The sequence below is a fragment of the Azovibrio restrictus DSM 23866 genome (assembly GCF_000429665.1).
GTDB lineage: Bacteria > Pseudomonadota > Gammaproteobacteria > Burkholderiales > Rhodocyclaceae > Azovibrio > Azovibrio restrictus.
In genome coordinates this window covers 26,108-48,049 of sequence record NZ_AUCH01000009.1, presented here as the reverse complement: position 1 = coordinate 48,049, position 21,942 = coordinate 26,108, and the positions used below count along the sequence as shown (strand labels likewise).

The window sequence follows — 21,942 nt, the reverse complement described above, 5'->3', positions numbered from 1 at the left end:
GGCGTCATCCCTCGAAAATCTCCATCAGGGGGACCTCGTACTGCCCCTTGATGGTGTCTATCCACCACTGGGCGTCGTGCAGGTCGAACACATGCAGGGCCAATTCGTGACTGTCGGGCAGCACTTCCACCCAGACCGTGCCCGGCGTCAGGTTGATGATCCCGGCCAGCAGGGCCAGGCCGTGGGGGCTACGCATGTCCAGGGGAATGCGGATGAACTGGGAGTTCAGGCCCTCCGGGCGGGCGAACAGGATGATGCGGCTGACGTTGAAGCAGGAACGCAGCACTTCCACGCTGGCGTGGGCCAGCAGGCGCAGCAGAGCCAGCGGACGGCGGATGCGGGCGTAGCCGTGGGGCTGCAGGGGCCGCGCCAGCAGGGGGGCGATGATGGCGAGCAGGGTCCCCAGCAGCAGGTGCGCCACTTCCAGGCTCTGGTTCATAAGCAGCCAGGTGAAGAGCAGCACCAGGGAGAGCAGGGGCGAGGGCAGCAGGCGCTTCATGGGGCTTCTCCCCGTGGGGGCGAGGGCACGGCGGGGGTCGAGAGCACCTGCTCTACGTAGCTGCCGGCCTGGCCCAGGTCCCGGGTGGTCCGTTCCAGGTAGGCGAGCAGCGGCCCGGCGAGCACGGTCATGGCGACGCACAGCCCCAGGAGCAGGGTCACGGGCCCGGCCTCGGTGGGATGCAGGCGGGGCGGCTGCACGGCGCCCGAGGCCCAGAAGGTGCGCACCCCGAAGCGCATCAGGGCGATGATGCCCGCCAGGCCGGAACAGAGGATCAGGATCATCAGGGTCCAGTCCCGAAGGGAAATGCCCGCCTCCCCGTTCAGCAGGGCATGGAACAGGCTGAACTTGGCGATGAAGCCCGACAGGGGCGGCAGGCCGGTGATCACCAGGGCGCTGGCGGCAAAGGCCAGCCCCAGGAAGGCCAGGGCGGCGGGAATGCCGACCCCCACCGGTTCCTCGGGTTTCTCGTCGATGGCGAAGGCCTCCATGGTCAGGGCCAGCAGGGCGGCCCCCGGGCTGCGGATGCGTTCGGTCAGACCCACCAGCAGCAGGAAGGCGGCGGTGGCCAGGGTGGATCCGAGCAGGTAGTAGAAGCCTGCGCTCAGCAGCTGGGGATCCCCATGGCCGAACACGGCCATCAAGGTGCCCGAGGAGATGATGGCGGCGTAGCCCGCCATGCGTCCGGGTTCCTGGGCGGCGAGGATGCCCAGGGTGCCGAACACCAGGGTGGCGATGCCGCCCCAGAACAGGGCATCCAGCCCGAAGCCGGCGGCCGGTCCCGCCGCGAAGGCCAGGGACCAGATGCGGATCAGGGCGTAGATGCCCACCTTGGTCATCAGCACCAGCAAGGCCGCCACCGGGGGCGAGGCGGCGGCGTAGGTGGTGGGCAGCCAGAAGCCCAGGGGCCACATGGCGCCCTTGGTCAGGAAGGCCAAGGCCAGGATGGCGGCGCCGATCTGCAGCAGGGGCAGGTCGGCGGCGGAGAGGGCGGCGATGCGGGGCCCCAGGTCGGCCATGTTGAGGGTGCCGGTGCTGGCGTAGATCAGGGCGATGCCGATCAGGAACAGCAGGGAGGCCACCAGGTTGATGGCGATGTACTGCATGCCGGCCCGGATGCGGGTGGTGTTGTAGCCGTGCAGCACCAGGCCGTAGGAGGCGGCCAGCATCACCTCGAAGAAGACGAACAGGTTGAACAGGTCGTTGGTGAGGAAGGCCCCGTTGATGCCCATCAGCAGGAACAGGAACAGGGAGTGGAAGTGCACCCCGATGCGGCTCCAGCCCTGGCTGGAGAACACCAGGGCCGCCAGGGACAGGGTGGCGGTGAGGAGCAGCAGCAGGCCGGCGAGCCGGTCCGCCACCAGGGCGATGCCGAAGGGGGCCATCCAGTTGGCGGCCAGATACACGCCCAGGTGGCCGGGCCACAGTTCCTGGTCGGAAAGCCCGAGCAGGATCAGGGCGGAGAGCAGCAGCACCAGGTTGCAGCCCAGGTTCACCGCGAACTTGAGGTTGTGCCGGGCCTCATTCACCGGGATCAGCAGGGCGCCGGCCAGCAGGGGCAGCAGGATGGGCACCAGGATCAGTTGCTGGGTCCAGGGCAGGGCGTTCATTCCTCGCTCTCCTCCCCGTCCACGTGGTCGGTGCCGGTCAGGCCCCGGGCGCCGATCATGATCACCAGGTACAGGGCCGTGGTGGCAAAACCGATCACGATGGCCGTCAGCACCAGAGCCTGGGACAGGGGATCGGCGTAGTCCCCGGGGTTGGGGGCGCCGGGGGCCAGGGTGAGGGGGGCCTTGTCGATGGCCAGGCGGCCCATGACGAAGATGAACAGATTCACGGCGTAGGACATCAACATCAGGCCGATGATGACCTGGAAGGTCCGGGGGCGCAGGATCAGCCAGATACCGGAGCCGAACAGGAGGCCGATGGCGATGGCGATGACGAGTTCCATCAGCGGGCCTCCCGGGCGGGGTCCGCCTTTTCCGGCAGCCGGTGGCTGCGGGTGGATTGGTGCGCCAGGGCCACCAGGATCAGCATGGTGCAGCCCACCACGGTGGCGAACACGCCCAGATCGAAGAAGAAGGCGCTAGGGAGGTGCAGCTCGCCCAGCAGGGGCAGTTCCACGTGGGCCGTGTGGCTGGTGAGGAAGGGATAGCCGAAGGCCCAGGCCCCCAGGCCCGTGGCGCAGGCGATGCAGAGGCCGTAGCCGAGCCAGCGGTGGGGGCGCAGATGCAGCCGGTCTTCCACCCAGGTGGCGCCGGCCAGCATGTACTGGACGATGATGGCCACCGAGAAGATCAGCCCCGCGACGAAACCGCCGCCGGGCAGGTTGTGGCCGCGCAGGAAGAAATAGGCAGCGGTGATGCCCATGAAGGGCAGCAGCAGGCGCATGTAGATGCCCGCCACCTGCAGGTAGCCGCTGTTGGCTTGTTCGGCCGGGGGCTGGCGCGTCGCCGCATCGACGGGGTTGGCCTGCTGGGCCGGGATGGCGATGCTTTCCGCCGCCGGGCGGAAGCGGCGCAGCAGGGCATACACGGTGAGGGCCACGATGGCGAGCACGGTGATCTCGCCCATGGTGTCGAAGCCGCGGAAATCCACCAACAGCACATTTACCGCGTTGCTGCCGCCCCCTTCGGAGCGGGCCTTTTCCAGGAAGAAGCTGGCGATGCTGTCGGGCATGGGGCGCACCATCACCGCGTAACTGAGCAGGGCCAGACCCAGGCCGCCGCCCAGGGCCAGCAGCATGTCGCGGCTGCGGCGCAGGCGCACCGGCCAGGGCGGGGCGGCGGCGGGGCCCGCGTCGCGCAGGCGGGGGGGCAGCCAGCGCAGGCCCAGGAGGATCAGGATGGTGGTGACGGTCTCCACCATCAGCTGAGTCAGGGCCAGGTCGGGGGCCGAGAGCCAGAGGAAGGTGATGCAGGTGACGATGCCCGTGCCCCCCGCCAGGGCCAGGGCCGCCAGCCGCTGGTACTTGGCCTGCCAGGCGGCGGCCAGGGCGCAGGCGCCGCCGGCGACCCAGAGCATGACGAAGAAGGCATCGGCCGGGTGGGGCGCTGGGGCCAGCAGTCCCGGGAGCATTCCGACCAAGAGGGCCGGGACCAGCAGCAGGGCCAGGGTCATGGCCAGCAGCTGGGGCTGCAGGCGCCGGGTGCCCAGGTGGCGGAGCATGAAATCGGCGGCCCGGCTGATGGCCAGCATGGTGTTCTCGTAGGCCTGGGCGCCGCTGAAACGATGGATCAGGGGCGCCTGTTCCCGCTGCCGCAGGTTGAAGCGTCGGCGCAGCAGCTGGTAGCTCCAGGCCCCCAGCACCAGGGCCAGGAAGCTCATCAGCAAAGGCAGGTTGAAGCCGTGCCAGACGGCCAGGTCGTACTGGGGCGTGGCCTCCCCGAGGATGGCCACCACTCCCTGGTGCAGGATGGGTTCGATGCTGATGGCGGGAACCACCCCCACCACCAGGCAGGTGAGGACCAGGAGCTCCACCGGAAAGCGCATCCAGCGGGGCGGCTCATGGGGTTCCCGGGGCAGGGGCTGATCGGGTTTGCCGAAGAACACGGCGATGAAGCGCAGGGAATAGATCACCCCGAACACCCCAACCGCCAGGGCCGCGTAGGACATCCACCAGTTGCTGTCGCCGCCCACCAGCAGGGTTTCGGCGAAGAACATCTCCTTGGAGAGGAAACCGTTCAGGAGCGGCACCCCCGCCATGGCGCCGCTGGCCACGATGGCCAGGGTGGCCGTATAGGGCATCTGCCGGTACAGGCCGCGCAGGATGCGCATGTCCCGGGTGCCGGTTTCGTGGTCGATGATGCCCACGGCCATGAACAGGGAAGCCTTGAAGGTGGCGTGGTTGAGGGTGTGGAACAGGGCGGCCACCACAGCCAGGGGGGTGCCGATGCCGAGCAGGGTGGTGATCAGGCCCAGGTGGCTGATGGTGGAATAGGCCAGCAGCCCCTTCATGTCGCGCTGGAAGATGGCGGCAAAAGCGCCCAGCAGCAGGGTGCAGGTGCCGGCCCCGGCGATGATCCAGGTCCACGCCTCGGTTCCCGCCAGGGCCGGCCACAGGCGCATCAGCAGGAACACCCCCGCCTTCACCATGGTGGCCGAATGCAGGTAGGAGGACACGGGGGTGGGAGCCGCCATGGCGTGGGGCAGCCAGAAATGGAAGGGGAACTGGGCGCTCTTGGTGAGGGCGCCCAGGGCGATCAGGATCAGGGCCGGCAGGTACAGCTCGTGGGTGATGATCAGCTCCCGGGCCGCCAGTACCGCATCCAGGTCGTAGCTGCCCACCATGTGGCCCAGGAGCAGCACCCCGGCCAGCAGGCAGAGGCCGCCGGTGGCGGTGACGGTGAAGGCCATGCGCGCCCCCCGGCGGGCATCGGCCCGGTGGTGCCAGTAGCCGATCAGGAGAAAGGAGGTGAGGCTGGTGAGCTCCCAGAACACCACCAGCTGCACCAGGTTGCCGGACAGGACTACCCCCAGCATGGAGCCCATGAAGGCGAGCAGGAAGGAGAAGAAACGGGGCACCGGGTCTGCCGGCGACATGTAGTAGCGGGCGTAGAGCACCACCAGGAGGCCGATGCCCTGGACCAGCATGGCAAAGACCCAGGCCAGTCCGTCCAGGCGCAGCACGAATTCCAGTCCCAGGGCGGGGACCCAGGCAATCCGTTCGTACAGCACCTCCCCGGGGTCGGCCTGCATGAACAGCCAGCCGGTAAACAGCAATCCTGCGAGTGCGATGGCGCCCGCCAGCCAGGCTTCCCGGTTGCGGGCGTTGGCGGGCAGACAGGCAGCCACCAGGCTGCCGATGAAGGGGGCGATGATCAGGGCGCTAAGCGTCATGGCTCCATGGGATTGGGGCTGGCGTCAGGGGCGCCAGGGCAGGCCAGAGGATAGCATCTACTTTTGTTGCAAATGAAACCGAGTGTGACTACCCGGGGAGGCCGGGGGCAAGGGGGCTTAGCCCGGCAGGCTGGCGGCAAGCCGTTCCAGGGCGGTGTTGATGGCGCTGGCGGTTTCCTGGCGCACGGCCGTGCCGGAACTGATCCATTCCTCCAGGCTGGCCACGAACTGCTGCACCAGCACCCGTCCGGTGCCGTAATCCAGCTGCTGGGGCAGGAAATGGGGCAGCAGGGCGTCCAGGCGGGCAGCCCAGTTGGCGATTTCCGCCCGTTCCCCGTGCTCGGCCGCCTCCCTGAGCTGGGCCAGGCCCTGGGCCAGGGCCTCCAGGTCTGGGGGCACGGCTTCCAGGGCCTGGTGCAGATGTTCGACGCACTCCAGGGCTTCCTGGGCGAACAGGGTTTCCAGGGTGACCGAGGGGCTGCTGTCGTCGGCGCCTTCCAGGCGCGGCACCAGCTGGGCTACCCGTTGTTCCATGGCCGGGTGTTCGAGAAAGTCCGGCTCTGCCAGCAGCTCCAGGGTGGCGCTCAGGGCGGCCAGGAGGCGGGGGCCGGGGGGCGTGCTTTCGAGCTGATCGGTGGCGCAGGCCAGGGCCTCGGCCAGGCGCAGGGGGGCCGGATGGCCCAGGGGCAGGGCGCCTTCCAGCAGCTTGAACACGGCCCGGCGCAAGGGGCCCCAGTCGGCACTGCGCCGGGCCCAGGTTTCCAGCAGCAAGGGGGCGGCGCCATCCCAGGCCTGGCGCTGTTCCCCGGTGAAGCGGGGCTCCCGGGACTGGGCCATCAGGGGCAGGATGGCGGCCGTGGCGGCCAGGGTCGGCGCCAGGGGGCTGCGGGGCACCAGGGCTTCCATGGGGGCCTGGGGCGGCGGGTCGAGCTGGGCCAGGGGGGCCTGCAGTTCGGGCAGCAGGGTGGCGTCCGGCGGCTGGCTGGCGGAGGCCTTGCGCAGGGCCTGGTCCACCCGTCCGGCCAGGCGGCGGTATTCGACCCGGGGAGGCAGGCGGCCTTCCTGTATGGTCTGCAGCAGGGTCAGGGCCGCATCCCACAGGGGGTGGGGCGGCAGGGCCGCCAGGGCGGCGGTCATGGGCGCCAGGCCGGCCCCGGATTCCGGGGCCTGGAGCCAGGCCAGCAGGCCCTTCTGGTAACGGGCCCGCAGGGTATCGAGATCGGGCAGGGGCTCAGCCGGCGAGCTTGGCGAAGGCATCCACCACTTCCTTGGGGGCCTGGACCAGCTCAATCAGCACCCCTTCGCCGCCAATGGGAAATTCCTCGTTGCCCTTGGGGTGCAGGAAGCAGATGTCAAAACCGGCGGCGCCCTTGCGGATGCCTCCGGGAGCGAAACGCACCCCGTTGGCGCTCAGCCATTCCACCGCCTTGGGCAGGTCGTCGATCCAGAGGCCCACATGGTTCAGGGGGGTGGCGTGCACCGCGGGTTTCTTCTCCGGGTCCATGGGCTGCATCAGGTCCACTTCCACCTTGAAGGGGCCGGTGCCCATGGCGCAGATGTCCTCATCCACGTTTTCCCGTTCGCTCTGGAAGGTGCCGGTGACTTCCAGGCCCAGCTTTTCCACCCACAGGGTCTTGAGCTTTTCCTTGGAGGGGCCGCCAATGGCGATCTGCTGGATACCGAGTACCTTGAAGGGACGTGCGCTGCTCATGGGATTCCTCTAATTCATAATTACGGGAGCGGGCATTCTAAGGCCCGAGACGGGCCTTGTCATGGGGGCGTTTCCTTCCAGTTCTCAGCGGCTGCCGGCCTTGGCGGCATGGCGGACGCTGCTGCTGGCGGCGATCACCCCGGCGCGTAGCAGGGCTTCCACGTTTTCCTCGATGGCCTCGGGGGCATAGAGGTAGTTGACCATCATCCCGAAGGACTGGGCCATGCCCTTGTCCGAGGTGTCGGCGAGGAAGTTGAGTCGTTCGACCCGGGCGCCGTTGCCCAGGTGGAAGCGGGATACCGGGTCGTAGAGCCGGTCCCTGGCCTTGGCCGTGAGCAGGTACTGGGCCGCCAGCCGGGTCATGGGGGCCTGCAGGGCCCTTACCAGCCGGGGCTGCTCTATCCATTCCCGGCCGGCCAGCACCTGGCGCACGTTGTCTAGGGTCGGTGCCTGTTCGGTGAGCTTGGCGATCCGCTCCAGGTCGCCGGGCAGGAAGGCCTGAGTCCAGGCCTCCGGCGTCTTTTCGGCCCAGCGCCGCAGCAGGGGCAGGGGCGACAGGGTGGCGAACTGCTGCAGCTGGGGCAGGTCTTTCTGCAGGTCGTCGATGACCCGTTTTAGCAGGAAATTGCCGAAGGAAACCCCGCGCAAGCCGTCCTGGGTGTTGGAGATGGAGTAGAAGATGGCGGTGTCGGCGGCCCGGGTGTCGAACACCGGGGCGTGTTCGTCCAGCAGTTCCTGGACATTGCCGGCCAGGTGGTCGGTGAGGGCCACTTCCACGAAGATCAGGGGTTCGTCGGGCATGCGCGGGTGGAAGAAGCCGTAGCAGCGCCGGTCCGAATCCAGGCGGTTCTTCAGGTCGGTCCAGGAGTGGATGGTGTGCACCGCCTCGTACTGGATCAGTTTTTCCAGCAGGGCGGCGGGGGAGTTCCAGGTGATCCGGCGCAGTTCCAGGAAACCCACGTCGAACCAGGCCGAGAGGCTGTATTCCAGCTCCCGGTCCAGGGAGGCCAGTTCCGGATCGTCATGGAGCAGGCGCAGCAGGTCCACGCGCAGGTCCACCAGGAAGCGCACCCCCTGGGGCAGGGCGTTGAACTGGGTGAGGATGCGGGTGCGCGGTGAGCGCAGGGCGTTCCACAGGCGGGCTTCCGCTTCCCACTGCCCGGGCGTGCCCAGGGCTTCCTGGTAGTGGGCGTGGGCCTTGGCTACCCGGGCCGGGTCGGGGCCGAATTCGGTGGCGATCAGGCGCAGGATCGCATGCCGGCCGGCCTCGTCCAGGGCCAGGTAGGTTTCGCCCAGACGGGTGGCCCGCTGCCGGGCCGAGACTTCGCCGCCGATGCCGCTGGCGCATTCCTGCAGCTGGGCCCGGATTTTCTGCAGGGCGCGTTCGTCCAGGGGCTTGGGGTGTTTGGGCTTGCTCAGGAAGCCCTGGACCTTCTTCAGGCCCCGGGTTACCAGGTTCTGGCTCATGCGCTCTCCTTGTGGTTCTTGTAGGCCTTCCAGATCAGGAAGATGCCGGCGGCGATCATGGGCAGGGACAGCCACTGGCCCATGCTGACGGTGTAGGACTGGCCGAAGATGCCGTGGTCGGGTTCCCGGAAGAACTCCACCAGGGAGCGGAACAGGCCGTAGCCGATCAGGAAGGCCCCGGAAACCGCGCCCGCCGGTCTTTCCTTGCGTGAATAAAACCACAGGATGAGGAACAGGGCCAGCCCTTCGAGTCCCGCATGGTAGAGCTGGGAAGGGTGGCGGGGCTGTCCGTCCCCGGCCTGGGGAAAGATCATGGCCCAGGGCAGGGTGGGATCGGCCACCCGGCCCCAGAGCTCGCCGTTGATGAAGTTGCCGATGCGCCCGGCCATCAGTCCCAGGGGCACCAGAGGGGCGATGAAATCGGTGGTGGTCAGCCAGGATTTGCCATGTTTGCGGGCCCACAGGGCCATGGCGGCGAGTACGCCCAGGAAGCCCCCGTGGAAGCTCATGCCGCCTTTCCAGACGGCGATGATTTCGAAGGGATGGGCCAGATAGTAGCCGGGCTCGTAGAACAGCACCTGGCCCAGGCGGCCGCCCAGCACCACGCCCAGGACGCCGTAGAACAGCAGGTCATCCAGCTGCTCCAGGTCCCAGCCCGTCCCGGGGCGGCCCAGGATGCGGCTGCGGCCCAGCCACCAGAACTGGATGAAGGCCAGCAGGTACATGAGACCGTACCAGCGCACGGCCAGGGGGCCGAGGGAGAGAGCGACGGGGTCGAACTGGGGGTGGATGAGCATGGGAGGGCTGGGGCGGAAAAATGAGCCATTCTAACCTCCATGATGATGGGTTTCGCCTTGCGGGCATGCAAGCCCGGGCCCCTTTCCTCCAGAAAGGGAAGCGCGAATCCCAATAACCACTCTGTTAGAATGGTCATTGGGTTCCCGATCGGTATCGTGAGGGGTCGTGGTGTCGGGGAGCCCAGTGTTCAACCTCAACTTATGGATATCCACATGGCTGTCAAAGACATCAAGGCTTTTGCCGACAAGGCCAGGGCCGATAGCGAACTGCAGGCAAAGCTCAAGGCCTGCGAGAAGATCAAGGAACTCCGGCAACTGGCCAAGGAGGTCGGGTTCGATATCATCGAAGATGAGCTGTATCCCCCCAACGAGGTGCAGTTCACCGAGGATCAGCTCTCCGAGCGGCTGGTGAAGGCCTTCTTCCGGGTCTGACCGGTATATCTCTAGGGGCGCAGGAGGCCGGCATCAGCCGGCCTCCGTCATTTTTGCCCGGGCTTTTGCGTTTGCCCCCTAGGGCCGAAGGCTGGAGTCGGCTAGAATCGTTTCCCTTGTTTTCTGGGCCCGCGTGCCCGCATCAGGAGGATTCCATGCCCCAATACCGTTCCCACACCTCCACCCATGGCCGCAACATGGCTGGCGCCCGTTCCCTGTGGCGGGCCACCGGCATGAAGGATGGCGATTTCGGCAAGCCCATCATCGCCGTGGTCAATTCCTTCACCCAGTTCGTCCCGGGCCACGTGCACCTGAAGGACCTGGGCCAGATGGTGGCGCGGGAAATCGAGGCAGCCGGCGGCGTGGCCAAGGAATTCAACACCATCGCCATCGACGACGGCATCGCCATGGGCCACGGCGGCATGCTCTATTCACTGCCCTCCCGGGACCTGATCGCCGATTCCGTCGAGTACATGGCCAACGCCCACTGTGCCGACGCCCTGGTGTGCATCTCCAACTGCGACAAGATCACCCCGGGCATGCTGATGGCCGCCATGCGCCTCAACATTCCCGCCATCTTCGTCTCCGGCGGTCCCATGGAAGCCGGCAAGGTCACCGTGCACCAGCCCGGCGGCGACAAGGTGATCAAGCTGGATCTGGTGGACGCCATGGTCAAGGCTGCCGACAGCCACGTCTCCGACGCAGAAGTGGATGCCATCGAGCGTTCCGCCTGCCCCACCTGCGGCTCCTGCTCCGGCATGTTCACCGCCAACTCCATGAACTGCCTGACCGAGGCCCTGGGCCTGTCCCTGCCCGGCAACGGTACCATCGTCGCCACCCACGCGGACCGCAAGGAACTGTTCCTGCGCGCCGGCCGCCTGATCGTGGAACTCTGCAAGCGTTACTACGAGCAGGACGATGCCTCCGTGCTGCCCCGTGCCATCGCCACCAAGGCCTCCTTCGAGAACGCCATGAGCCTGGACGTGGCCATGGGCGGCTCCACCAACACGGTGCTGCACCTGCTCGCCACCGCCCACGAGGCGGGGGTGGATTTCACCATGGCCGACATCGACCGCATCTCCCGCAAGGTGCCCTGCCTGTGCAAGGTGGCCCCGGCCACCGACAAGTACCACATCGAGGACGTGCATCGGGCCGGCGGCATCATGGCCATCCTGGCCGAGCTGTCCCGGGCCGGGCTGATCGACCGCAGCGTCCATACGGTGCACATGAAGACCCTGGGCGAAGCCATCGACACCTACGACGTGACCATGACCGCCAGCCCCGATGTGCTGGAGTTCTACAAGGCAGCCCCGGGCGGCGTGCCCACCCAGGTGGCTTTCTCCCAGAACCGCCGCTGGCCGGAGCTGGACCTGGACCGCACCCACGGCTGCATCCGTAACAAGGCCAACGCCTACTCCCTGGATGGGGGCCTGGCGGTGCTGTACGGCAACATCGCCGAAAAGGGCTGCATCGTGAAGACCGCCGGGGTGGATGAGTCCATCCTCAAGTTCACCGGCCGGGCCCGGGTGTTCGAGAGCCAGGATGCCGCCGTGGAAGGCATTCTCGCGGGCCAGATCGTTGCTGGCGACGTGGTGGTGATCCGCTACGAAGGTCCCCAGGGCGGTCCCGGCATGCAGGAAATGCTCTACCCCACCAGCTACCTGAAGTCCATGGGCCTGGGCAAGGAATGCGCGCTGCTCACCGACGGGCGTTTCTCCGGCGGCACCTCCGGCCTCTCCATCGGCCACGCTTCCCCCGAGGCGGCCAACGGCGGTGCCATCGGCCTGGTGGAAGAGGGCGACACCATCGAGATCGACATCCCCGGGCGCAGCATCCGCCTCGCCGTCAGTGATGCCGACCTGGCCGCCCGCCGGGCCGCCATGGAGGCCAAGGGCGATGCCGCCTGGAAGCCGGTGAATCGGGAGCGGCCCGTATCCAAGGCCCTGCAGGCCTATGCCCTGTTCGCCACTTCGGCGGACCGGGGCGCCGTGCGCGACCTCACCCAGGTCAAGCGGGCCTGATCCGGGCTTTCCGGACGAGGAGGGCGGACCAGGTGTCCGCCCTTGTCTTTCTGTGGATCTGCATCTCTGGGCGACCTTCTTCGCCGTCAATCTCCTGGCTTCCCTGAGCCCCGGACCCGGGGCGGTGGCTTCCATGAACGCCGGACTGGCCCAGGGCAGCCGGGGCGGCTGGCGCCTGGTGCTGGGGCTGCAGCTGGCCCTGCTGCTGCAGCTCTCGGTGGTGGCCCTGGGCGCGGGCGCGCTCCTGGCCGCCTCGGAGACCACCTTCCAGATCCTGCGCTGGGGCGGGGCCGCCTACCTGGTCTGGTTGGGGCTGGCCCAGTGGCGGGCGGCCTGGATGGCCTCCGTCCAGGCCCAGCAGACCGGTGCCGTCTGGCCCGCCAGTGGGCTGGTCTGGCGCGGAGTGCTGGTGAATCTCTCCAATCCCAAGGCGGTCCTGTTCATGGCCGCCCTGGTGCCCCAGTTCATCGATCCGGCCCGTCCCCTGGTCTGGCAGTACCTCCTGATCGCCGTCACCATGTGCGGCGTGGATGCCCTGGTGATGGGGGGGTACGCCACCCTGGCGGCCCACCTGCAGCCCTGGTTCCAGTCCCCCCGTCTGGCCCGCTGGCGCAACTTTCTGTTCGGCGGCACCTTCATCCTTCTGGGGCTGGCCATGCTAGGCATGGAGCGTGCGCCCTGAGGCGCCGGGGCTGTCAACTTTCGTGGGGGAGTGTCGTTATTTCCCTACGGAGCCGACAAGTATTGCAGAAATGGTTTCCTGCCGGTTTCCAAGGCCGGGCTTCTGAATTAACATCCCAACGCTGTTTAACCCACCCATAAACGGAGCGAGAGTAATGAAAGCAATCTACGTAGCCATGATGGCCGCCGCTGGTATCGTGATGGCCGGTCAGGTCCATGCTGATGAAGCCCTGGCCAAGGCCAAGAACTGCATGTCCTGCCACGCACTCGACAAGAAGCTGGTTGGCCCCGCCTACAAGGACGTGGCTGCCAAGTACAAGGCTGCCGATGCCGCCAAGCTGGTTGAAAAGGTGAAGAAGGGCGGCTCCGGCGTCTGGGGTCCCGTGCCCATGCCTCCTAACAACGTGACCGACGACGAAGCCAAGAAGCTGGTCACCTGGGTCCTGTCCCTGAAGAAGTAAGCTGTCCTGTCGCAGCAGAAGCCGGCCTCGGGCCGGCTTTTTTTATGCGCGCGGCTTGACAAGGGCGGGGGGTGTTTCCAGAATCGGGTCTTTCTGACCTACCCATGCGGAGAAGCTGAATGACCACCTCTCGTTTTCCCGGAATCATGCTTGCCCTGGCTGCTGCCGTCACCCTGATGGGTTGCGGCAAGGAAGAGCCGCCCCCGCCGCCGCCTGCTCCCGCCCCCGTGGCGCCGCCGCCCAAGCCCGAAATCACCGTGAATCTGGGGCATGTGGCCCCCATGACCGGTCCCCAGGCCCACCTGGGCAAGGACAACGAGAACGGCGCCCTGCTCGCCATCGAAGACCTGAACGCCCAGAAGCTGGAAATCGGCGGCGCCATCGTCACCTTCAAGCTGCTCTCCGAGGATGATCAGGCCGATCCCAAGCAAGGCACCGTGGTGGCCCAGAAGCTGGTGGATGAGAAGGTCAGTGGCGTCATCGGCCACCTGAACTCCGGCACCACCATCCCGGCCTCCAAGATTTATTTCGATGCCGGCATTCCCCAGGTTTCCGGCGCTTCCACCAATCCCACCTACACCCTGCAAGGCTTCAACACCGCCTTCCGCGTCTTCGCCAACGACGTGCAGCAGGGCAAGGCCCTGGGCGAGTTCGCCGCCAAGCAGGGCATCAAGAAGGTGGCCATCGTTGACGACCGTACCGCCTATGGCCAGGGTCTGGCCGACGAGTTCAAGAAGGCTGCCGAAGCCGCCGGCATCAAGGTGGTGACCACCGAGTACACCACCGACAAGGCCACCGACTTCAAGGCCATCCTGACCAAGATCAAGTCCAAGAAGCCCGACCTGGTCTTCTTCGGCGGCATGGACGCCCAGGCCGGTCCCATGGCCAAGCAGATGAAGGAGCTGGGCCTCAAGACCAAGTTCCTCACCGGTGATGGCGGCTGCACTCCCGAGTTCATCAAGCTGGGCGGCGAGGCTACCGAAGGCCAGTTCTGCTCCCTGCCCGGTCTGCCGGTGGACAACATGCCCAAGGGTCCCGATTTCAAGGCCAAGTACACCGCCAAGTACAGCCAGGAAATCCAGCTCTACGCCCCCTACGTCTACGATGCCGTGATGGTCGTGGCTGACGCCATGAAGCGGGCCAACTCCGTGGAGCCCGCCAAGTACCTGGCCGAGCTGCCCAAGACCAGTTACCAGGGCGTGACGGCCTCCATCCAGTTCGACGAGCACGGCGACCTGAAGGATGGCGCCATCTCCCTGTACCAGGTCAAGGAAGGCAAGTGGGAATACCTGGAAACCCTGGGTGCCCCTGCCCCGGCTCCGGCCCCCGAGGCTGCTGCTCCGGCCGCCCCGGCTGAGGCGGCTGCCGCGGCACCTGCTGCTGCTCCCGCTGCTGCGGCTCCGGCGGCAGCTCCGGCCCCGGCGGCTCCGGCAGCCGCAGCCCCTGCTGCTCCCGCCCCGGCCAAGTAAGCATCGGCCTCAACCCATGGAAACGGCGCCTTTAGGCGCCGTTTCCATGTCTACCGGACTAAGCCATAGGCATGGATACTTTCCTGCAGCAACTCATCAACGGCATTGTCCAGGGCAGCATCTATGCTCTGGTGGCCCTGGGCTACACCATGGTGTACGGCATCATGGGGCTGATCAATTTCGCCCACGGGGAAGTGGTGATGATAGGCACCATGGTGTCCATCACGGTCCTGGGCATACTCCTCGGCCTGGGGGTGCCCATGGGGCTGGCGGCCGTGCTGGCCCTGCTGGCGGCGATGCTGGTGTGCATGATCCTGGGCTGGAGTCTGGAGCGCATCGCCTACCGGCCCCTGCGCAACGCGCCGCGGCTGACGCCGCTGATCACCGCCATCGGCATGTCCATCGTGCTGCAGAACCTGGCCATGATCATCTGGAGCCGCAATTACCTGAGCTTTCCGCCCATCATCGAGAAGGTGTCCTACGAAGTGGCGGGGGCCCATTTTTCCAATGTGCAGCTCCTGATCGTGGTCTTGGCCGGACTGTCCATGGCCGGTCTGCTGCTGCTCATCTACCGCACCCGGCTGGGCATGGCCATGCGCGCCACGGCCCAGAACCTGCCCGTGGCCCAGCTGATGGGGGTGAATGTGAACCGGGTGATCGCCGCCGCCTTCATCATCGGCTCCGCCATGGGCGCCCTGGCCGGCTTCATGGTGGGGGCCTATTACGAGATCGCCCACTACCAGATGGGCTTCATGCTGGGCCTGAAGGCCTTCACCGCCGCCGTGCTGGGCGGCATCGGCAACCTGGGGGGCGCCATGCTGGGTGGCCTGTTGCTGGGCATCATCGAGGCCCTGGCGGCCGGTTACATCGGCGACCTGACCGGGGGCTTCCTGGGCAGCCATTACCAGGACATCTTCGCTTTCGTGGTACTGATCGGCGTGCTGATGTTCCGCCCCTCGGGCCTGTTCGGTGAAAAGACGGGGGAACGGGCATGAGACATCCCTTTCTGCACTGGCTGCTGCGCCTGCCCCGGCACACGGCATTCCTGGCCCTTACCGGCGGCGCCATCCTGCTGGCTCTACCCGTCGTCGCCATGCTGGGCGGCCAGGCCTGGGTGCGCATCCTGGACCTGGCCATCCTCTACGTGTTCCTGGCCCTGGGGCTCAACATCGTCGTGGGTTTTGCCGGGCTTCTGGACCTGGGCTATATCGCCTTCTATGCCGTGGGCGCCTATACCTGGGCCCTGCTGGCCAGCCCCCATTTCGGCCTGCACCTGCCCTTCTGGGTGATCCTGCCCATCGGCGCCCTGCTGGCCTGCCTGTTCGGCGTGCTGCTGGGGGCCCCCACCCTGCGTCTGCGGGGGGACTATCTGGCCATCGTCACCCTGGGTTTCGGGGAGATCATCCGCATCTTCCTGAACAACCTGAATGCTCCGGTGAACATCACCAACGGGCCTCAGGGCATCACCCTGATCGACCCCGTCGCTTTCGGCGCCTTCAAGCTGTCCGGCCGCACGGAGCTGTTCGGCTACACCCTGGTGGGGCCGCAGAAGTACTACTACCTGCTGCTGGCCCTGTGCGTGCTGGTGGTGCTGATCAACTACCGCCTGCAGCATTCCCGCATCGGCCGGGCCTGGCAGGCGATCCGGGAGGACGAGGTGGCAGCCAAGGCCGTGGGTATCAACACCCGCAACATGAAGCTGCTGGCCTTCGCCATGGGCGCCAGTTTCGGCGGCATCGCCGGGGGCGTGTATGCGGCCATGCAGGGCTTCGTCTCGCCGGAAAGCTTCTCCCTCATGGAATCGATCATGATTCTGGCCATGGTGGTGCTGGGGGGCATGGGCCATATTCCTGGCGTGATTCTGGGGGCCGTGCTGCTCTCCATCCTCCCCGAGGCCCTGCGTTTTGGCGTGGTGCCGGCCCAGCAGGCCCTGTTCGGCAAGGTCCTGGTGGACCCGGAAAGCCTGCGCATGCTGGTGTTCGGCCTGGCCCTGGTGCTGGTGATGCGTTTCCGGCCCCAGGGGCTGTGGCCTTCCCGGGAACGCAAGCGGGAACTGCTGGCGGGCGAGGAGGGCAAGGCATGAGCGAATTGCTGCTGGAAGCCCGGGGGGTGTGCAAGCATTTCGGCGGGGTGAAGGCCCTCACCGATGTGTCCCTGACCATAGGCCGGGGCGAGATTTACGGCCTGATTGGTCCCAACGGGGCAGGCAAGACCACCTTCTTCAACTGCCTCACCGGCCTCTACGTGCCTGACGGGGGCGGCTTCACCTTCGACGGCCAGCCCCTCCAGGCCGATGCGCCCCAGAAGGCCGCCGTGCGGGGCATAGCCCGGACTTTCCAGAACATCCGCCTGTTCGGCCAGATGACGGCCCTGGAGAACGTCATGGTGGGCCGCCACGTGCGTACCCGCACCGGGGTGCTCGGCGCCATCCTGCGCAACCGGGCCACCCGGGAGGAGGAAGCCGCCATCCGCCGCCGGGCCGAGGAGCTGCTCCATTACGTGGGCATTGCCGACCGGGCCGGTGACCTGGCGCGTAACCTCTCCTACGGCGACCAGCGCCGCCTGGAAATCGCCCGGGCCCTGGCCACGGAACCCAAGCTCCTGTGCCTGGACGAGCCGGCCGCCGGCATGAACGGGGCCGAAACCGAAGAACTCAAGGTGCTGATCCAAGGCATCAGGAAGGATGGCACCACGGTGCTGCTGATCGAACACGACGTGAAACTGGTGATGGGCCTGTGCGACCGGCTGGCGGTGCTCGACTATGGCCAGAAAATCTGCGAGGACGTGCCCGCCGTGGTGCAGAAGGACAAACGGGTGATCGAAGCCTATCTGGGGGAGGTGCCCGAAAATGCTTGAAGTCACCGGACTCCGGGTCGCCTATGGCGGTATCCAGGCCGTCAGGAGCATCACCTTCCACGTCAGCGAAGGGGAAATGGTGGCCCTGATCGGCGCCAACGGCGCCGGCAAGACCAGCACCCTGAAAGCCATCGCCCGGGTGCTGGATGCGGCTGGCGGTGACGTGCATTTCGCCAGCCGGGACATCACCCGCCTGCCCGCCCATGAGGTGCTGGGCAGTGGCATCGCCCTGGTGCCGGAAGGCCGGGGCGTGTTCCCCCGCCTGACGGTGGCCGAGAACCTGATGATGGGCGCCTACATCCGCAACGACAGAGCGGAAATCGCCCGGGATCTGGAGCAGGTCTATGGCCATTTTCCCCGCCTTCGGGAACGGGCCGGACAGCTGGCCGGCACCCTCTCCGGCGGCGAACAGCAGATGCTCGCCATCGGCCGGGCCCTGATGGGGCGGCCGAAACTGCTGTTGCTGGACGAGCCTTCCATGGGCCTGGCGCCCCTGATGGTGCAGAAGATCTTCGAGGTGATCCAGGCCGTGGCGGCCCAGGGCATGACCATCCTGCTGGTGGAGCAGAACGCCCGTCTGGCCCTGGAAGTGAGCCAGCGGGCCTACGTCATGGAAAGCGGCGGCATCAGCCACACGGGCCCCTCCGCCGAACTGCTGGCCGATCCCCGGGTACGGGCGGCCTATCTGGGGGAGTGATCCCCCGGGGGCTCAGTTGTATTCCAGCTTGTCGTGCTTGCCGGTCACCAGCTGGCCGGCGGAGAGGGACATCATCAGCAGGGCGATGCGCTCGTGCATGATCAGGGTGTGGTCGTTGCCCGTATCCACCATGTACTTGCGCAGGGTCTCGCGCACCTTGGGGGCGCCGGTCACGTCGATGATGATGTCCACTTCCTTGCCCTTGCTCACCAGGGTCATGAAGTCGTTGGTGGTGGCCACCCCGTGCTCCTTGGCCAGGGCGATGCCGGGCAGGCTCAGGTCCAGGTCGGCCACGCCCAGGACCTGGACGTAGGGGGCGGTAAACAGCTGCTTGAGCAGGGGGGTTCCGGTTTCACCGGCACCGATCACGACGATGCGGAATCCGTTCATGAGGCTTTCCTTATGCATTCAAAGGGTTGGGAAAAGGCGCGAAAAGGGCACCAGTCTGCCCCGGGCAGCCTTTCCAGGGCTTGACCTGAGTCAAGGGCGCCGCCGGTCCCCGCTGCGGCAGCTTGCCGGGAAACCTCCGGCTCCGTATCATTCCGCGTTTTTGTTGCGATGCATCAGGCACTTGGCCTGCTGCTGCCAGGAGTGCTCGTGTCCCCCATCGCCCAGGAAGTGGCCCGCCGCCGCACCTTTGCCATCATCTCCCACCCGGATGCGGGTAAGACCACGCTGACCGAAAAGCTGCTGCTGTTCGCAGGCGCGATCCAGATCGCCGGCAGCGTCAAGGCCCGCAAGGCCAGCCGCCACGCCACCTCGGACTGGATGGAAATCGAAAAGCAGCGGGGTATTTCCGTGGCCTCCTCGGTGATGCAGATGGAGTACCGGGACTGCGTCATCAACCTGCTCGACACCCCGGGCCACCAGGACTTTTCCGAAGATACCTACCGGGTGCTCACGGCCGTGGACGCGGCCCTGATGGTGATCGACGCCGCCAACGGGGTGGAAGCCCAGACCCTGCGCCTGATCGAGGTCTGCCGGGCGCGCAATACGCCCATCCTGACCTTCATCAACAAGCTGGACCGGGAAGTGCGGGACCCCCTGGACCTGCTCGACGAAATCGAAGCTACCCTGGGCATGCCCTGCGCGCCGCTGGCCTGGCCCATCGGCCAGGGCAAACGCTTCCACGGCATCTACAACCTGCGCAACGACTCCATGCGGGTGTTCCGTCCCGGTGAGGACCGCCGCTCCGACGAGGACGAAATGCTCGACGGCACCGACACGGCGGCCCTGGCCGCCCGTTTCGGCGCCGAGTACGCCACCGCCAGCCAGGAAATGGAACTGGTGCGGGAAGCCATGCCCGCCTTCGAGCGGGAGGAATTCCTGGCCGGGCGCCAGACCCCGGTGTTCTTCGGTTCTGCCATCAACAACTTCGGTGTCCAGGAAGTGCTGGATGCCCTGGTGGACCTGGCCCCGGCTCCCGGTCCCCGTCTCGCCCTGTCCCGGGAAGTGAAGCCCGAGGAGGAAAAATTCTCCGGCGTGGTGTTCAAGATCCAGGCCAACATGGACCCGGCCCACCGGGACCGGATCGCCTTCCTGCGGGTCTGCTCGGGCAAGTTCGAGCCCGGCATGCGCCTCAAGGTGCGCCGCACCAACAAGGAAATGCGCCCCACCAACGTGGTCACCTTCCTCTCCCAGCGCCGGGACCGGGTGGATGAGGCCTTTGCCGGCGACGTGATCGGCATCACCACCCACGGGGGCCTGCAGCTGGGGGACACCCTCTCCGAAGGCGAACTGCTGCAATACACGGGCCTGCCCTTCTTCGCCCCGGAACTGTTCCGCACCGTGGAGCTGGCCGACCCCATGAAGAGCAAGCAGCTCAACAAGGGCCTGCAGGAACTGGGGGAAGAAGGCGCCATCCAGGTCTTCAAGCCCATGATGGGCAGCCTGATGCTCCTGGGCGCCATCGGTCAGCTGCAGTTCGAAGTGGTGGCCCACCGGCTGAAGACCGAATACGGGGTGGAGGTGCGCCTGGGCGCCGCCAACTACGCCGGTGCCCGCTGGGTCACCTGCCCGGACCCGGTGGAACTGAACCGCTTCGTGCACGCCAATGGCGCCAAGATGTTCCTGGACGCCGCCGAAGCTCCCACCTGCCTGATGACCTCCCGCTTCGACCTGGACCTGACCCGGGAACGCTTCCCCAAGATCGAATTCCACCTGATGCGGGAACACGCGGGGTTGATGCTGCAGGGCTGAGCCTCAGCTGCTGCGGGTGAAGGCGGGACTTCCGGCGCAGCTGCCGGGGGCGGAGGTCCGGCTTTTCTCCGCAGATTTCTGTGGCTGGATGAGCGCCGGATACGCCGGGGACCCCGGGTTCCGGCGTATTCACGCCGGGCCCGTGGGCACGGAGATTTCGGGAATTCCAGATTTCGTTTGCTTTGTGGCGCAATCCTGCGTATTGTGCACCGCAGCGATTTCTGATTGTGTTGTTATCTTGTTGGTCTAGTACCCGCGTTTCTGCGGTCGCATTCCCCCATTTTTACCTCGCCCTCTTGATCTCGCCCCACCCAGGGGCTTTGCCCCGTCATTTTTCGGAGATTCAAGATATGGCAACAGGTAGCGTCAAGTGGTTTAACGATTCCAAAGGTTTCGGCTTCATTACCCCCGACGGCGGGGGCGAAGATCTTTTCGCCCACTTTTCTGCGATTCAATCCCAGGGTTTCAAGACCCTTGCTGAAGGTCAGCGTGTCAATTTCGACATCACGACCGGCCCCAAGGGCAAGCAGGCCAGCAACATCCAGGTCGCCTGATCGCACCGCATCAACCCGGGCGGCTGCATCCATGCAGCCGCTTGTCCCCCTTGGCCAGCCTGAAGGTTGGCAGGGGAGTGGAATCGAGTCACACCGATTCCCATGCACACCCAGCAAGAAAATCAATGAATCTAGAACAACAAAGAGCGATAGCTCAAAAGCTCTGTGCCGACGCGCGCATTGCCGTCCTGCCCTATGGAGACGCCTGGTGGCTCCTGGGACAAGGGGTCAATCGAGTCGTTGGCGAACTGGCCGGTCTGTCCCATTCCGACCTTCGTTGCTATCCGGCAACACAGCGATAAACCTTACGAGGCGGGCGGGCTGGCAGCATTCAGGGCAAGCCGTCTCAAACGACACGGAGTACAGCATGAGCAATGCCATTCAGCGTACCGAGCTCAAGACCTTCTACTACACCCCGGTCCATTGCCCTTTCTGTGGCACTCGGGTCATGGGTGCAGATCCAGTGGACGAGACCCACATCACCGCCTGTCCCCATACCCTGTTCATCGCCCATGACACGGCTTTTGAATACCGCTCGGAACGGTTCGACAGAAACCTCCAGCTCGACGGCCTGAGCGACCAGGAGGTCGAAGCGCGGTGGCAGGAGGAGGCGGACGGAGTCGATGGCCTCACCAATCAGGTCACCCTGGCCGATGCGATCAAGGTCGCCGCCTACGCGCCGGCACCGTCGGCCTACGGCTCCTACTACGGATTCGCCCCCACTGAATGACGGGTGCCCGATGGGCACACGCCAGAAAAGAAGTTCCGGGGGGCTGTGAGTCGCCCCGGAAGTTCGAGAAAACTTTTACCCAGAGCCCTGTTTCCTTCGGGCTTGTCCTGATGACTTACCCCTGGAGAAACGACCATGGCCAAGGAAGAACCCATTGAAATGCAAGGCGTTGTGATGGAGGTGCTGCCCGATTCACGTTTTCGCGTCACCCTGGACAACGGCCACACGCTGGTGGCCTATAGCGGCGGCAAGATGCGCAAGAACCACATCCGCGTGCTGGCGGGCGACAAGGTGTCCCTGGAAATGTCCGCCTATGACCTGACGAAGGGGCGGATCACTTTCCGCCACATCGAGGGGCGCACCCCGCCTGCCGCACGGGCGCGTCACCGGTAATACCTTGCTATCTGCAGGGCGTTCCGCATGCAAGGGGCGCTTGGGCAGTGAGCGGTCCAACCAGCTTGCTGCCTTTCCGCTGCTGTTGCAGTCAAAAAAAGCCCGGCAAACAGCCGGGCTTTTTGCTGGGTCTCAA

Annotated in this window: 22 protein-coding genes; 13 read left to right on the top strand and 9 right to left on the bottom strand. The window is 66.2% G+C overall.

From position 1 onward, the window contains the following. Positions 1-4 precede the first annotated feature (4 nt). The 8 genes from G474_RS0110530 to lgt all read right to left on the bottom strand — a co-directional run bounded on the left by G474_RS0110530 (position 5) and on the right by lgt (position 9,313). Positions 5-499, bottom strand: a complete 495-nt coding sequence (locus tag G474_RS0110530; protein ID WP_026686941.1) for a Na+/H+ antiporter subunit E — start codon at positions 497-499, stop codon at positions 5-7. Beyond that, positions 496-2,109, bottom strand: coding sequence for a monovalent cation/H+ antiporter subunit D (locus G474_RS0110525; RefSeq protein WP_026686940.1), 1,614 nt, complete (start codon positions 2,107-2,109; stop codon positions 496-498). The genes G474_RS0110530 and G474_RS0110525 overlap by 4 nt, the downstream gene beginning before the upstream one ends. Beyond that, positions 2,106-2,450: a Na+/H+ antiporter subunit C gene (locus G474_RS0110520; protein ID WP_026686939.1), complete on the bottom strand. Its 345-nt coding sequence runs from the start codon at positions 2,448-2,450 to the stop codon at positions 2,106-2,108. Before G474_RS0110520 ends, G474_RS0110525 begins: the two co-directional genes overlap by 4 nt. Then, on the bottom strand, positions 2,450-5,338 hold the full coding sequence (locus G474_RS0110515) for a monovalent cation/H+ antiporter subunit A (protein ID WP_026686938.1): 2,889 nt from the start codon (positions 5,336-5,338) through the stop codon (positions 2,450-2,452). The genes G474_RS0110520 and G474_RS0110515 overlap by 1 nt, the downstream gene beginning before the upstream one ends. A 117-nt stretch (positions 5,339-5,455) precedes the next feature. Further along, positions 5,456-6,595: a FimL-related protein gene (locus G474_RS0110510; protein ID WP_026686937.1), complete on the bottom strand. Its 1,140-nt coding sequence runs from the start codon at positions 6,593-6,595 to the stop codon at positions 5,456-5,458. Then, complete coding sequence (locus G474_RS0110505; RefSeq protein ID WP_026686936.1) at positions 6,570-7,049, bottom strand: VOC family protein; 480 nt, start codon at positions 7,047-7,049, stop codon at positions 6,570-6,572. Before G474_RS0110505 ends, G474_RS0110510 begins: the two co-directional genes overlap by 26 nt. A gap of 84 nt (positions 7,050-7,133) precedes the next feature. After that, complete coding sequence (locus tag G474_RS0110500; protein WP_026686935.1) at positions 7,134-8,516, bottom strand: malonyl-CoA decarboxylase; 1,383 nt, start codon at positions 8,514-8,516, stop codon at positions 7,134-7,136. Next, complete coding sequence (gene lgt / locus G474_RS0110495) at positions 8,513-9,313, bottom strand: prolipoprotein diacylglyceryl transferase (RefSeq protein ID WP_026686934.1); 801 nt, start codon at positions 9,311-9,313, stop codon at positions 8,513-8,515. The genes G474_RS0110500 and lgt overlap by 4 nt, the downstream gene beginning before the upstream one ends. 213 nt (positions 9,314-9,526) lie before the next feature. On the opposite strand from lgt, the gene G474_RS0110490 reads away from it, so the two are divergent. The 9 genes from G474_RS0110490 to G474_RS0110450 all read left to right on the top strand — a co-directional run bounded on the left by G474_RS0110490 (position 9,527) and on the right by G474_RS0110450 (position 17,930). Next, positions 9,527-9,745: a Nif11-like leader peptide family natural product precursor gene (locus G474_RS0110490; protein ID WP_026686933.1), complete on the top strand. Its 219-nt coding sequence runs from the start codon at positions 9,527-9,529 to the stop codon at positions 9,743-9,745. Between the two features lie 155 nt (positions 9,746-9,900). Continuing rightward, positions 9,901-11,766, top strand: coding sequence for a dihydroxy-acid dehydratase (ilvD, locus tag G474_RS0110485; protein ID WP_026686932.1), 1,866 nt, complete (start codon positions 9,901-9,903; stop codon positions 11,764-11,766). Positions 11,767-11,818: 52 nt separating this feature from the next. After that, a complete protein-coding gene (locus G474_RS20420) occupies positions 11,819-12,448 on the top strand; it encodes a LysE family transporter (protein ID WP_043464030.1) in 630 nt (209 codons plus the stop codon). Positions 12,449-12,602: 154 nt separating this feature from the next. Continuing rightward, positions 12,603-12,908 carry a c-type cytochrome gene (locus G474_RS0110475; RefSeq protein ID WP_026686931.1) on the top strand — a complete coding sequence of 102 codons (306 nt, stop codon included), beginning with the start codon at positions 12,603-12,605 and terminating at the stop codon, positions 12,906-12,908. A gap of 119 nt (positions 12,909-13,027) precedes the next feature. Beyond that, positions 13,028-14,377, top strand: a complete 1,350-nt coding sequence (locus G474_RS20415) for a branched-chain amino acid ABC transporter substrate-binding protein (protein ID WP_051282212.1) — start codon at positions 13,028-13,030, stop codon at positions 14,375-14,377. A gap of 71 nt (positions 14,378-14,448) precedes the next feature. Continuing rightward, positions 14,449-15,372: a branched-chain amino acid ABC transporter permease gene (locus G474_RS0110465; protein WP_026686930.1), complete on the top strand. Its 924-nt coding sequence runs from the start codon at positions 14,449-14,451 to the stop codon at positions 15,370-15,372. Continuing rightward, positions 15,369-16,460, top strand: a complete 1,092-nt coding sequence (locus G474_RS0110460; protein ID WP_084513703.1) for an ABC transporter permease subunit — start codon at positions 15,369-15,371, stop codon at positions 16,458-16,460. Before G474_RS0110465 ends, G474_RS0110460 begins: the two co-directional genes overlap by 4 nt. Then, on the top strand, positions 16,457-17,233 hold the full coding sequence (locus G474_RS0110455; protein ID WP_026686928.1) for an ABC transporter ATP-binding protein: 777 nt from the start codon (positions 16,457-16,459) through the stop codon (positions 17,231-17,233). The genes G474_RS0110460 and G474_RS0110455 overlap by 4 nt, the downstream gene beginning before the upstream one ends. Further along, complete coding sequence (locus G474_RS0110450; RefSeq protein WP_026686927.1) at positions 17,226-17,930, top strand: ABC transporter ATP-binding protein; 705 nt, start codon at positions 17,226-17,228, stop codon at positions 17,928-17,930. Before G474_RS0110455 ends, G474_RS0110450 begins: the two co-directional genes overlap by 8 nt. A gap of 12 nt (positions 17,931-17,942) precedes the next feature. Here G474_RS0110450 and G474_RS0110445 read toward each other — a convergent pair whose 3' ends face one another. After that, positions 17,943-18,320 (bottom strand): oxidoreductase, encoded by a 378-nt coding sequence (locus G474_RS0110445; RefSeq protein WP_026686926.1) that lies wholly within the window; start codon positions 18,318-18,320, stop codon positions 17,943-17,945. A 207-nt stretch (positions 18,321-18,527) separates the two neighbouring features. Here G474_RS0110445 and G474_RS0110440 point away from each other — a divergent pair, with 207 nt between their 5' ends. The 4 genes from G474_RS0110440 to infA all read left to right on the top strand — a co-directional run bounded on the left by G474_RS0110440 (position 18,528) and on the right by infA (position 21,806). Beyond that, entirely contained in the window at positions 18,528-20,129 is a 1,602-nt protein-coding gene (locus G474_RS0110440; protein ID WP_245589344.1) for a peptide chain release factor 3, read from the top strand. Between the two features lie 350 nt (positions 20,130-20,479). Continuing rightward, complete coding sequence (locus tag G474_RS0110435) at positions 20,480-20,683, top strand: cold-shock protein (RefSeq protein ID WP_026686924.1); 204 nt, start codon at positions 20,480-20,482, stop codon at positions 20,681-20,683. 367 nt (positions 20,684-21,050) lie between these two features. Then, entirely contained in the window at positions 21,051-21,413 is a 363-nt protein-coding gene (locus tag G474_RS0110425; RefSeq protein ID WP_026686923.1) for a hypothetical protein, read from the top strand. A 135-nt stretch (positions 21,414-21,548) separates the two neighbouring features. After that, the gene (infA, locus tag G474_RS0110420; protein WP_026686922.1) at positions 21,549-21,806 is read left to right on the top strand and encodes a translation initiation factor IF-1; all 258 of its coding nucleotides are present in this window, start codon (positions 21,549-21,551) and stop codon (positions 21,804-21,806) included. Positions 21,807-21,942: the final 136 nt, after the last annotated feature.

What these genes read in the sequence shown, in the direction of transcription:
- G474_RS0110450 (WP_026686927.1), top strand. Translation starts at nt 17,226, where the DNA reads ATGCTTGAAGTCACCGGACTCCGGGTCGCCTATGGCGGTATCCAGGCC.
- G474_RS0110455 (WP_026686928.1), top strand. Translation starts at nt 16,457, where the DNA reads ATGAGCGAATTGCTGCTGGAAGCCCGGGGGGTGTGCAAGCATTTCGGC.
- G474_RS0110460 (WP_084513703.1), top strand. Translation starts at nt 15,369, where the DNA reads ATGAGACATCCCTTTCTGCACTGGCTGCTGCGCCTGCCCCGGCACACG.
- G474_RS0110465 (WP_026686930.1), top strand. Translation starts at nt 14,449, where the DNA reads ATGGATACTTTCCTGCAGCAACTCATCAACGGCATTGTCCAGGGCAGC.
- G474_RS0110530 (WP_026686941.1), bottom strand. Translation starts at nt 499, where the DNA reads ATGAAGCGCCTGCTGCCCTCGCCCCTGCTCTCCCTGGTGCTGCTCTTC.
- G474_RS0110490 (WP_026686933.1), top strand. Translation starts at nt 9,527, where the DNA reads ATGGCTGTCAAAGACATCAAGGCTTTTGCCGACAAGGCCAGGGCCGAT.
- G474_RS0110475 (WP_026686931.1), top strand. Translation starts at nt 12,603, where the DNA reads ATGAAAGCAATCTACGTAGCCATGATGGCCGCCGCTGGTATCGTGATG.
- G474_RS0110520 (WP_026686939.1), bottom strand. Translation starts at nt 2,450, where the DNA reads ATGGAACTCGTCATCGCCATCGCCATCGGCCTCCTGTTCGGCTCCGGT.
- G474_RS0110505 (WP_026686936.1), bottom strand. Translation starts at nt 7,049, where the DNA reads ATGAGCAGCGCACGTCCCTTCAAGGTACTCGGTATCCAGCAGATCGCC.
- infA (WP_026686922.1), top strand. Translation starts at nt 21,549, where the DNA reads ATGGCCAAGGAAGAACCCATTGAAATGCAAGGCGTTGTGATGGAGGTG.
- G474_RS0110435 (WP_026686924.1), top strand. Translation starts at nt 20,480, where the DNA reads ATGGCAACAGGTAGCGTCAAGTGGTTTAACGATTCCAAAGGTTTCGGC.
- G474_RS20415 (WP_051282212.1), top strand. Translation starts at nt 13,028, where the DNA reads ATGACCACCTCTCGTTTTCCCGGAATCATGCTTGCCCTGGCTGCTGCC.
- G474_RS0110425 (WP_026686923.1), top strand. Translation starts at nt 21,051, where the DNA reads ATGAGCAATGCCATTCAGCGTACCGAGCTCAAGACCTTCTACTACACC.
- G474_RS0110500 (WP_026686935.1), bottom strand. Translation starts at nt 8,516, where the DNA reads ATGAGCCAGAACCTGGTAACCCGGGGCCTGAAGAAGGTCCAGGGCTTC.
- G474_RS0110445 (WP_026686926.1), bottom strand. Translation starts at nt 18,320, where the DNA reads ATGAACGGATTCCGCATCGTCGTGATCGGTGCCGGTGAAACCGGAACC.
- G474_RS0110525 (WP_026686940.1), bottom strand. Translation starts at nt 2,109, where the DNA reads ATGAACGCCCTGCCCTGGACCCAGCAACTGATCCTGGTGCCCATCCTG.
- lgt (WP_026686934.1), bottom strand. Translation starts at nt 9,313, where the DNA reads ATGCTCATCCACCCCCAGTTCGACCCCGTCGCTCTCTCCCTCGGCCCC.
- ilvD (WP_026686932.1), top strand. Translation starts at nt 9,901, where the DNA reads ATGCCCCAATACCGTTCCCACACCTCCACCCATGGCCGCAACATGGCT.
- G474_RS0110510 (WP_026686937.1), bottom strand. Translation starts at nt 6,595, where the DNA reads ATGCCTTCGCCAAGCTCGCCGGCTGAGCCCCTGCCCGATCTCGATACC.
- G474_RS0110515 (WP_026686938.1), bottom strand. Translation starts at nt 5,338, where the DNA reads ATGACGCTTAGCGCCCTGATCATCGCCCCCTTCATCGGCAGCCTGGTG.